Here is an 11,643-nt window from a genome sequence, read left to right on the forward strand (position 1 = left end):
GGTTCTCCCTGGTTACTTCAGGCTGCGCACCACGGCCTGAAGCATGTCGTTATCTCGGGCGTTAACAAAAACCGGCGCGATCCAGCGCATCTCCCGTTTTTGTGGTGTGTCCTGGTTTTTTTGTCCTGTCCGGTAGCCCTGCCAGTGAGCGCGGCGGATATGCGGACGCAGACAACGTCCACCGGACGGACCTGAGTTCTGCGCATCTGCCGTCTGTTCCCGGAAATGCTGATGGAGCTGACGCAATGCAGCGCCCACCCGCACACCCACATCCAGCACCTGAGCCTGTGGCGGCTCAAAAAAACGTTCGCCCCTGCGCCGTACCTTTTTTGGCATCGGGCGCAGAGGAATACCGCTGCCACCCCAGTCGGTATTCTCCGCGCAGAGGTAAAACAGTACCGGCAGTACGGCGCTCCAGAAATGCCGGGTCAGTTCGGAACGCAGCGCCGACAGCGACTCTCCTGTCGTTCCGGCAACGGGCAGAAAGGTCGTCATCGTGGGATGCACGCCTTTCTGTGAGGTTGCCCCGGCCCCCACCACCAGCGCCAGCAGGTCGGTTCCCCGTCCGTCTGCCGCATCCGTCAGGGTGATAAACGCGCCGTGGGCGGGAATTCTCTGCACGTCGGGATGCGGCATCGCCACCCGGTATGACGGAAACTCCAGATAAAATCCCCAGAACGGCAGACGGAGTAGCGCCCCGGCAGGCAGCGCGTCGTGCAGGCCGGTTTTGTCCAGCGCCTCCAGCAACGCCTCATCGCAGCGGATAATGGTTTTTCCCGTACGCCAGGCTGCCAGCACAATAAACTCGCCCAGCGGAGTGTATGTTTTCAGGGCTTCCCGCGACAGCGGCCCTGTTGCCGGGACGGAATGCGTGCGCAGATAATCCTTCAGCCAGGACTGGCACTGCCGTGAAGTCATAAAACACCACGGTGAGTCCGGGTCCGTTTTTCTGAACGTATCCGCACTTCTGAACACATCGGGACACTGGCGGCTGTATTCAGCCAGAACCCACTGTGCCGGATGGAATGTCGCCATTGTCATCATCCCCGTCAGTTGCACTGAACGCCCCGGCAACGCGGTCTGCTGCGGACGCATTCACACTGAATATTTGTGCCGGAAGGCTGAAGTTACGCAGCTTCAGCAGTGAGAGCGGGCCGTCACCCAGCTCTGTACGCAGCAGCCACTGGAGCTGCCGGTTGTCCGGCGCGGTCACGGTCAGCCGGTACAGGCCGTCGTTTTCCTTCTGCCGCTTCATCGTCTCCAGCAGCCGGATAGCGCCCCACGGGCCACTGTCGTTGGCAAACAATCGCGCGCCTGCCGCTGTTGAGGTCCAGGTCAGCATCGCGCCGGGCTTGTTAATCACCCCCGGCCAGCGGAAGCTCTGCCAGTCGGCAAGCTGGTTAAAATAATGCAGCGTCTGTCCGTCGATGGTCAGTTGTGTCTCGACAATCTCCGGCATCGCCACCCCCTGCATCTCAAAGCTGATGCCCTGGCTGCCGTCGGTAAACAGGATGTCGGAGAGTTCGCTCAACTGATTAATCGCCTTCAGGAATGCCGGACTGAACGCCAGCCCCTGACTGTTGGTGCTGTCCGCCACCCAGGTACTGCCCTCCCGGTGCAGCACGCCGCCCAGTTGGCTGGTCAGGAAACGGTCGATACGCCCGCTGTCACGGCGGATAAACGCCGCCAGCATCGGCAACGAGGCATCATTTTTTCCGGCGGCAAAGGGATAACGACCGTCAAAAGCGGAATGCCAGTTAGCAACCACCGAGCGCTGCCACGCGTCGTTGAGGCTGGCTGCCGACGGCTGTAACACTGTCTCCCAGGCCTGGGCCAGCGGCTGTACGAACATCGTCTGCCCGAAACCACTCCACTCTTCGCCGAGGCTTGCCGCCACCAGGCTGCCGTATTCCCGGGTGTCGGTCAGGTCGACGCTTTTTCCCTGAAAGACCGTCTGTGCCAGTTGCTGCATCATCGCCTGCGGGTCGGGAGCACTCGCTACCTGCTGGAGCCGGAGACGCACGCGGGTCAGGCGCGTCAGGTAAGTCTGTAAACTGAGCGAACTGTCCGCTGCCATCACGTTCTGCGCGCTGTTTTTCCCCATCAGGGCCAGCAGCGGCCCGAAAGTGCCGTCCAGCGGGCTGACAGGCCCGGCAGCCTGCTGGTCAATCACCGGCTTATCGTCCTGCCCCAGCAGATTTTTCGCTGATTTCACCAGCGAATCAGATATCGCCTCTTTCTGTTGTCCGGTCTGCCCCTGGTACGCCAGGGTGTTCATCAGGGCTATCAGCGGCGACTGGCGCACATCCCCCGCCAGGGTCAACTGGTCGGTGACATCGGCGATATTGTGTGCCGGATTCAGCCGGATACTGTTGAGAAAGCCCAGCCAGGCACTGGCGAAATCAGTAAAGTAGCGTTCCGTCAGGCGCTGTTTCAGCGCCTCCGGAGAAACATCGCCGGTGAGGGTTTTACGGTTGTCGCTCAGCACCCAATCGATTTCATCACGCCGCGAGGCCACGGCCTTGTCAATCGCGTCCTGAATGCCGCCCTCCCACGCCTGGCGGGTGAACATTCCCGGCACCACTTCCTGAGTACTGAACAGGCGGCTGGCGTCGGTCTGCGGCGTCATATCCGCAAGGGTCATGTCGGCATAGTTGCGCCGGACAGACATCAGCATGTTCTCGTACAGGGTACTCTCGGCATTGCGCTGGCCGATTTGTTCCAGCAACACCTGACGTACCTGAGTCACCAGCGCCGTGTCCGGCGTGATTTTCCAGGCCGGCTGCGACGGCAGGTTATGCATGTAAAAACCCCATAAATCCGGCGCAATACTCTGCCACAGCGCCGTGGACATACCCGGACGGGAGGGTTCGGTTGTTTTCAGCACCTGAGCGTAAAATACCGGGTCAGCTTTGTCCGGTCGCACCATCATCAGGTACGCCTTCAGCTGGTCGTAACCCGCTTTTGCCAGTGTCGCCCGTTGCGGGCTGCGCGGCGGCAGGTTTGCCAGCACGTTAAGCTTTTGCGTCAGCACCTGCACTGCCGCATCACGTATCAGGCGGTTGTTCGCCTGCGTGTACCAGGGCATCAGTGCGGCAGCAAGCTGCGCATTGTGGTTGAGACCGAAACGCTGATACCAGGGCGCACCGTGTTCACTCTGAATCTGTAAACGTCCGATATCGTTACGCAGTAACTGTAACGCCATCAGTTGTTCATCATTAACAGCCGGGTGCTGCACCAGTTGCTGCGCCCGCTCCGTGGCGCTCACAATATGCTGGCGGTTGACCATAAAGGAGAGGAGACTGCCGGTGCCCCACAGGGCAATCAGCGCCAGCAGGGTGACGCCGAGAGTGCGCTGCCACGGCATCCCCACCCGCACACCGCGCGCACGAATACAGTCTGCCGTCACGCCCTGCCACACCGCCGGGGCGGGCCAGCGATGGGGATGAAGATTTTCATCCGTCACCGGTTCTGCTGTCAGCGACGGGCTGAACATCAGGCCGCGCAGCGGAACACGCTTCAGGTGCTCCGTCAGCCACGGCGTCAGCAGCGTGCGCCAGCGGGCAATGCCTTTCTCCTCAAGAGAGCGCCCGAAACGCAGCAGATAATCATGGGCCGGGTCAGCGTACATCTGCTGCATGCCCTGCTCACGCAGGGACGGCAGAATAGCGCGGAGTTGTCGCTCCACTGCATCCGGCGTGGCCCGTGTCGGAAACAGCGCCCCCAGTGTCTGGGTAATACGGGTATCCTGCGGCCAGTCACTGTCATGCACTTGCCACAGGTACACCGGCGGCTGGTAATGTAACGCCTCCCCGACCTGCTCCAGGGAGCGCAGATGGTTATCCAGCACACCGGCGGTCGCCTGCTGCTCATCCAGCGCCAGCACAATGCCGTCCAGCGGGTGGCTGCGGCTCAGCTTGCGCAGGGCGGTCAGGCGTTCGTTATCCGGTAACGTTGACAGACTGCCGCCGTAAATAAGCACCGTTTTACTGCCTTCCAGCCACTGTTTCTCCGCAAGACCGGGAGCGATGGCGGATATTTGTGCGGGTTCGCCGCAGACCAGCAGCAGGCGGACTTTACTGCGCCAGAAGCGATTATGGCGGCGGCGAAGATGGATGGCTAATTGCCGGAATCCGTAGTTATCGGTCGTGGCAGAATTTTTCTCTGATTGTTTTTGTTTTACGCTATCGTCGCCCTGAGCCTGTTGCAGTGCTATATCGAAATTATTTTTTCCGGATGAACGGGTAATTAAAAAAACCATCAGAATGGCAGCAGTCAGCGCAACAACTCCGAAACGAGCACCAATAAGGTATTTTTCATACAACAGGGTACCAGGAGTCAGGCTGACCCACTCAGGATGCCAGGAAATGATGAACAAAGCCGCACCAGCAACCAGCAATAATCCCCCGGCAATAATCCAGTATCCCAGCGACGGATACTTAATTTTTTGTAATAGCGAAAAAGACTTCACATCCATCTCCAGTCAAGGTGTAACAGGAGAGACAATAGTGCTCCACAATGTGGATACCGCTGACTCCCCGTTAATGATCATTTGCCGTTGTTGACTCTGCTGTGCCGATCTTGCCGCTGCGGCAATAGCAAGCCAGGGGGAAGCACACCCTGCAAAACCGGCACTGTTATCAAGATTGTTTATCCCACTGTCAGGCGTAATCTCACTCAAAGGAAACTTACCTGATAAAGGTATTACAGAAGAAAAACCATCATCGGGGAGAGCAGACAACCAGAGACCAGCTGGCTTACTTCCTTCCGGCAAAATCGGAACCCAGTAGGCGGACTGCATGACGCCTTCGGCCAACTCATCACTCCCGGACTGTTGCGGACGATGCAATAACGCTATTGGGCTCAGTACGTTCTGTGTCAGGCGATTGCCCAGTAATAATGCCACTACGGCTTCACATGATTTATCTGTGTGTTCAGGAGCAATCTGTAACGCAATAACCAGAAGCACTGCATTATCCTGAATACGGGTATCCAGCCATTGGTCGATAAAAGACAGTCCTGAACCCTGAACATATTCCACGGATTGTTGTATATCATTTTTTTCCCATGCTTTTTGCCAGTGCTCCTGAATATGCTTTGTTGGTATTGAAGTTGAAGATTCAAACAGAACAGCGATGGTATTATTCACAGGAAGACGGGACATCAATGATGACAGAGGACTCAATAACGATGAGAACGATTTCGCTAGTATATCCTCCGACGACATGTTGACATTGCCTCTGTCACCAATCCGGCTGTGCTGAACATTATCAACCCCCTGACGAGTAGGATGAGAAAACAATACTGACTCGTTACGCAGCAATGCTTCCGGAGAGAGAGAAAAACAATCATCTTTGAATACGGAATGAGCCGTAATAAATTCGGCAGATAATATCTGCAATGCCCGTCTTCCCCTGCGGGTTTCCTGTAATATTTTTTCTTCCCGCCGTATGTCCCAGGCATTCGCCTGAATATGTTGTAAAAAATAAAACATCAGACGTAATATACCCAACCCGCCCCATACTACTGTGGACACTACCACAGGAAAAAACCAATAATATGTATTATCCGGATGCAAACCGAAAAAACGACTCACCAGCACTCCGGTGACAAGAAATGCCATCAGTGCCACCAGCCATCGAAACATGACAGGCGGCGCAGGCCGCCATGCAGGTTCTGGTATTTTCTTCATCACAACGGGCATGTGACACTCCTTTAATACATATAATAAATTAACTCACGTTCGGAAAAAGCCAAACGATAGACATTCTGTATTCCCCGCAGGCTTTGATTACGAGAAATTTATTTTAGATATATCACTTATAAAAACTGACACATCACCAATACAATAAACAGTCAGTAACAGAAGTATCAATATAATAATACCTTCACTAACTTTATTAAATTAAGTGGTAAATATTCTATCGTTCCGGTTCACCGGGCACAGTCCGTGACTCCTTGTCAATTTCCTCCGGCCAGCGCACTGTGTCCCACAGCGCCCAGGTCTTCGGAGGCTCCGTCACCAGTGGGTAAGGCGGTACTTCTTTGCCCTGCATATACTGGCAGCAGTGGCTCCACAGACCGTGCAGCATCGCCGGATCTCCGACCGTATAACTCAGGACAAAGCGTTCGTGCACATTGTTTGTTCCCGGATCACACACCGCGCCGTACAGCCGGTAGCCCTGATCGTAACGATCCACCTCGCGGGTCATTTCGCCGTGGATATCCACCCAGTCAAAAACTTTGATGGTGGTCGGCCAACGCACCCAGGGATTCCAGCGGCGCTTATAGTCGTAAATATAGATTTTCTGACGAGAGCGATTGAGACGAAATGGGGATCCTCGTGGAACAAATAAAACCATTTTTAAGTTGAAGAGAAATAAAGATAATATTCCACCACCACCAATAAAAAAATAAGATTGATGACATTGTCATCGCCACGATATGAGTGTGATAAAATTGAAGCAATAAATATTATCGCAATAACTATAACTAAAGTTAAAATCCATCCTCCTCCCCACATAATATTTTCATAACGGGGAATTTCCAGCCAGGTATCATTTATCTCATTGACCCTCACCAGACGCGGTGGTGCAAACTGTTCCTCCCGGATACCGGGCATATCCTCCGCCCATTTATCCAGCCGGGGCGTCAGTTCAGGCTCACGGTGAAACAGAGCATCCGTGGCTTCTTTCAGTCTCTGCGGGTCCATTCGCCACGAATCTTCCGATCGCTGATTTTCTTCTGTCATCCTGATTCCCTTAATGACCGTTCCTGCTCACCGGGTGCAGTTCTTGACTCCTTGTCAATTTCCTCCGGCCAGCGCACTGTGTCCCACAGCGCCCAGGTGTTCGGACGCTCCGTCACCAGCGGATAAGGCGGTACTTCTTTGCCCTGCATATACTGGCAGCAGTGGCTCCACAGGCCGTGCAGCATCGCCGGATCCCCGACCGTATAACTCAGGACAAAGCGTTCGCGCACATTGTTTGTTCCCGGATCACACACCGCGCCGTACAGCCGGTACCCCTGGTCATAACGATCCACCTCACGGGTCATTTCGCCGTGGATATTCGCCCAGTCAAAAACCAGGATGGTGGTCGGCCAGCGTACCCAGGGATTCCAGCGGCGCTGATAGTCGTAAATATAAATTTTCTGACGGGCACGGTTAAAACGGATAGGAGTGCCACGGGGAACAAGTAATACAGTTCTTAAATTCAATAGAAATATAGAAAACAAACAAAAAAAACCGATCAAAAAAATTAATAAATCCATTACAGGATAGTAAGTCGATGGCTGAAAAAAAAATGGAAAAAGAAATAAGACAGGAAATAAACACACTATCGAACCAATCCACCCTCCCCCCCACATAATATTTTCATAACGGGGAATTTCCAGCCAGGTATCATTTATCTCATTGACCCGAATCAGACGCGGTGGCACAAACTGTTCCTCCTGAATACCGGGCATATCTTCCGTCCATTTATCCAGCCGGGGCGTCAGTTTCGGCTCCCGGTGAAAGAGTGCGTCAGCCGCCGCTTTATATTTCTGCGGATCAATCTGCCACGCGCCGTCTGGTTGTTGATTCTCTTCTGTCATCTTTATTCTCTTAATCCTCCGCCATGATCTGCATTTTCATTATGGCATCAGGGCTGGTTTTATCCGGCCAGTAACTGACCGTCAGCGTTACCGGAGCATTATCCTGACTTCTCACCCAAGTTTCATCCGTAATGGTCATGACCCCTTTATCCTCTTTACACATCGGCAGGCCGTTACGCTGTTCCACAATCAATGGGCGATCTGCTGTGTTGCGGCTCTCTTCCAGCAACGGTGAACGGCCACCGGCTATTTCCAGCCGGTATGACCAGGCAGATAACAGTGGATTGTAACCCGGCAGACTGATACGGACTTTTACCTGGTCATCTCCGTTCAACAGTCCTGACAGCTTATCCTGATATCCCACCTCAGCGCTCATCCCATTAACAACGGCATTAAACGCTGCCAGCGCAGCATTGAGGTTCTGGTTATTGACCTCGAGATTGCTGCTCACCGACCAGACCACATCCTTATCCGCACCATTACTGTCTCTGTTGCCAAAACAGCAGCGGCGCAGCCAGACTTCAAACGGCGTGCTCCGGGCGTTATCTCCCGCTATTGCCAGCATGGCCCCGGTCAGGATTAACAATGCAGCCCAGCCAGCAGGCCCTATCCCCAGAAGCCATCCATCGATCGTTAGAGCGAATCGACATGACCAAGCGGCATAAACAGCCGTACCGCCACCAAGTCCTGTTGAAGCCCCTGCAAGAAAATACCATCTAGAAGCTTCATTATCTCCAGACTGCTTTGCATCTGACCACTTAATAAAATACCCAATCCCATCAATCACCGCCGCGATCCCCGCAATCACCCCGGCGCTGCGCAGCAATGGATGCACATACTCGGCCACACCAGGCACATTCGGTGCCAGTTTTCCGGGATCAGGAATACTCAGCAGATGAGTAAAGCCCACGCACTCCGCCAGCAGACTGCCTGTCACCATCATGCTTGAGAGCAACTTGAGCTGGGCCTGCGAGTTATCGCTCACGACATCCGCCACCGCCTTCAGGTTATCCTTTAGATCACTGACCTGGAACAGCGTCAACAATCCTGCCGACAACACCAGTCCCAGACCATTACCGCTGACAAAACGACTCATCATCCGGCTCTGGTTATCCAGCGTATTCTGCACCTGTACCGGCGTTAACCGGGTGGTACTGACCGGGCTGTCCGCCAGGGTTAGAGACGAAATCCGCAACTCAGCTGGCGAGAAGTTATCCAGATGCGATATCTGCGTTAATGGCTGGCGTTTTACCGCCTCAGGACTGGTCCCTGACTGACGCAATTCGGTATAAAAAGTTTCCGGCGCCTGGTCGCTGACCAGCGTAACCGTCACTCTGCGGGCCAGTATCTCCGGATCGCTGATGCCAAACAGGTTTCCCGTCGATACCGTCCGGCTGACCTGACCGCCCTGCGCCATTGCACCGGTAAACGCCTCCGGATTGGCTAACACCGAAAACCGGGCCTGCTGCATCCCGCGGTGCAGGGTCTGGAACTGCCCCAGTGTCATATCCAGCGAAAAAAGCGTCACCTGACGTTTTTCCGCCATACCAATCACGCCCTGTACCACGCGCCTGTACGCATCGCTGATCGGTTGTGCGATATTGTTTCCCAGACGACTCATTGCCCCGCCCATCGCCACCAGCCGCATGGACAGCGCCTGTTGCACGCCTTCAGAACCAATCCATTTTCCCATCTCCTCTGAACCTGCCAGCGTTTTCAGATTGCCAAAACCATCCTTGCCATCAAATACAGCGTCAAGTTTGGATTTCTCATTGCCCATCAGTCCCTTATAAGCGGGACTGTTTTTATCCTTCAGCCAGTTACCCCACACCGTTTCGGTGGCGGGATCCGTGGTACTGCCCTGGATACAGGCCGTCAGCGTCCCCAGTTGAAACGCCCAGCCTGCCGGGCTGGTTTCCGGGGCATAGTCATACTCGATGGCATCCAGCCAGTGACGCGACAGATACCATCCGGCAAGGTCGCTGCCGACAGCATTCAGCTTCTCCTGATAGGCATTAAGGGTCTGCTCATACTGTTGGGAGAATTCAGTGCGGGCCGGTTCATCATAGTAAGTCTGTAACCGTGCAATCCTCTGCGCGTAAGTCTCCTGGGCAACCTGCTCTTTTGACTCTGTTTTTCCTCCTGATGCCGGATATCCGCTGACAGGCGGTGTATAACGCGGCTGGCTTTGCTCTCCGATAGCTTTCTTCAGCGTATCCAGGTATTGCTGGATCGCATCCGCGATCAAATGCTTATGCCGGACCACTGGCGATTCATTCCAGCGTTGCCGGGCTTCCACCACTGATAGGCGTCCGATATTCAGTTCCTGTACCACGCCCACTTCATCGTTTAGCGCCAGCGCGGCAATCGTACAGTTAAACTGCCGGCTTAACTGCGCCACCTGGTCCCCTGTCGCCGCAGCCCTGCTTTGACGTGAGTAAAAACCATGCGCTCCGCCAGTCGTGGCCGCATTTTCTTTACCCGCCGCAGTACCCGCTGGCTGGTTATGTACCGGGGCAATATCCGTCCAGTTTGCGGTGGCAAATTCCGCCACATTCGCCTTCAGCGCTGACAGGGACCTGTCCAGCGCCAGACCGCCGGGAACTCCCGCCGGATTTGCTTTCAGTGCCGCCAGCGTCACCTGCGTAAAACGCGTGGCCGGACGTTTGCCGCTGGCGTACTCCTCCAGCACCTGTTCACTCCACGGATCGCTACTGAACGCCAGCCACGCTTCGCTGTACTGCGTGTCGTCGATATTGATAAAACTCGCGGCAATATCGTGTCCGTGAGTCAGGCAGGACTGGCTGAGCGGCTCCACCGTTTCGCTTTCCGGTATGGCAAACGGGTTAAACTGCCGCAGATAACCTTCCGCCGTTACCTGATATCCCTGCCAGACTTTTTTATTCAGTAGCACATACACATACCCCTCCCGCAGCGTGCGCAGGGCGTATTTATACTCGCCGCCGCTTAACGTCACGGGTTGCGGTGGCACAGACGGCTGCCATGATGACCCCGCCAGCCCTTTTGGTACGGCGGCAACCCGCAGCGGGAAAATGGGTAATCCCTGACGCTGGCAGGTCTTACACCCGGACGGGAGTTCCGCCGCCTGTTGGGCGGCGGTCGTATTCTGTTCTGACTGTGATTTAAGCGTCATATTTCCCTCCGGTATTGCTGCTCAGTGCCTGCCAGACGTCTTCAGGCACCGACGTCATTAATTGTGTAAAACGTAATGAAGCGCTGGATGCCGCCTGTTGTAAAAGCGACTGAATATACGGATGGTCAGTGATATCAACGGGAAGCGTCAGTTCACTCAGCGCCAGATAATGGCGATCCTGACGGTGCGGCAGTCGGTATTTTGCGGTGTTTGCCCATGCGCTGGCTGCCCTAGCAGTGGCATTGTCCGGTAAAACAGCGCACACACGCCACCAGGCAAAAAGTACGCCCTGAATATCCCGGATATTTTGTTGATTACGCAGCGTTCCCCAGTCTGGCTGCCATTTTTTGTCGGAAGCCTGACCTTCCAGGTAAACCATTTTTCCGCTGGCGGAGGCAGACCACCACTGCAATACCGGCCAGATGAATTCATTAAACCCTTTTGTTGCGTGCAGTAATTCAAAACGAAGAGGCTCAAAAAAAGGTAATATCTGCTCATCACCGATTAACTGGCCTGACTGGCTGCAGCGTTCAGCCAGAACATTCGCAACAATATTGGTCGGCTGCTGGCTGGTCAGCCAGCCACAAACATAACGCTTGTCATGCCCGACCTCATTCCGGGAATAACTTACAGAGGTACGCAGCAGTTCCGGGTCGACAGACCTACCGGGCGAAGCAAGACATACCAGCAGAGGACAATGCTGAGGGGAATGCGCCAGATCGGCGCGCTGAACAACCATAACAGCGTCATTCCCCAGAAAGGCACGTAACCTGCTGGCATGCAGGGGGTTTACCCGGGAAACAGGCTTTAGAGGATCAAGCAGCAGATAACGATAACAATCCTGATTGCGCTCTATCTGTGATGGATAATCAACGATTTCGTCCATACCACCG

The 11,643-nt window shown here is 54.7% G+C and carries 8 protein-coding genes; all 8 read right to left on the reverse strand.

All coding sequences use genetic code 11. From position 1 onward, the window contains the following. Positions 1-12: 12 nt before the first annotated feature. Positions 13-1,035 (reverse strand): hypothetical protein, encoded by a 1,023-nt coding sequence (locus WB371_RS18465; protein ID WP_336221492.1) that lies wholly within the window; start codon positions 1,033-1,035, stop codon positions 13-15. Continuing rightward, entirely contained in the window at positions 998-4,471 is a 3,474-nt protein-coding gene (locus tag WB371_RS18470) for an ImcF-related family protein (protein WP_420704062.1), read from the reverse strand. Before WB371_RS18470 ends, WB371_RS18465 begins: the two co-directional genes overlap by 38 nt. Before the next feature lie 12 nt (positions 4,472-4,483). Further along, the gene (locus WB371_RS18475) at positions 4,484-5,704 is read right to left on the reverse strand and encodes a hypothetical protein (RefSeq protein ID WP_336221493.1); all 1,221 of its coding nucleotides are present in this window, start codon (positions 5,702-5,704) and stop codon (positions 4,484-4,486) included. A 217-nt stretch (positions 5,705-5,921) separates the two neighbouring features. Continuing rightward, the gene (locus WB371_RS18480; protein ID WP_336221494.1) at positions 5,922-6,362 is read right to left on the reverse strand and encodes a DUF6708 domain-containing protein; all 441 of its coding nucleotides are present in this window, start codon (positions 6,360-6,362) and stop codon (positions 5,922-5,924) included. Between the two features lie 2 nt (positions 6,363-6,364). Continuing rightward, positions 6,365-6,751 carry a hypothetical protein gene (locus WB371_RS18485; protein WP_336221495.1) on the reverse strand — a complete coding sequence of 129 codons (387 nt, stop codon included), beginning with the start codon at positions 6,749-6,751 and terminating at the stop codon, positions 6,365-6,367. Next, positions 6,748-7,596, reverse strand: a complete 849-nt coding sequence (locus tag WB371_RS18490; protein ID WP_336221496.1) for a DUF6708 domain-containing protein — start codon at positions 7,594-7,596, stop codon at positions 6,748-6,750. The genes WB371_RS18485 and WB371_RS18490 overlap by 4 nt, the downstream gene beginning before the upstream one ends. A 10-nt stretch (positions 7,597-7,606) precedes the next feature. Beyond that, a complete protein-coding gene (locus WB371_RS18495; RefSeq protein ID WP_336221497.1) occupies positions 7,607-10,750 on the reverse strand; it encodes a T6SS effector BTH_I2691 family protein in 3,144 nt (1,047 codons plus the stop codon). After that, a complete protein-coding gene (locus tag WB371_RS18500; protein ID WP_336221498.1) occupies positions 10,740-11,636 on the reverse strand; it encodes a hypothetical protein in 897 nt (298 codons plus the stop codon). The genes WB371_RS18495 and WB371_RS18500 overlap by 11 nt, the downstream gene beginning before the upstream one ends. Positions 11,637-11,643 lie beyond the last annotated feature (7 nt).

Source organism: Citrobacter amalonaticus (assembly GCF_037053465.1).
Taxonomy (GTDB): Bacteria; Pseudomonadota; Gammaproteobacteria; order Enterobacterales; family Enterobacteriaceae; genus Citrobacter_A; species Citrobacter_A amalonaticus_H.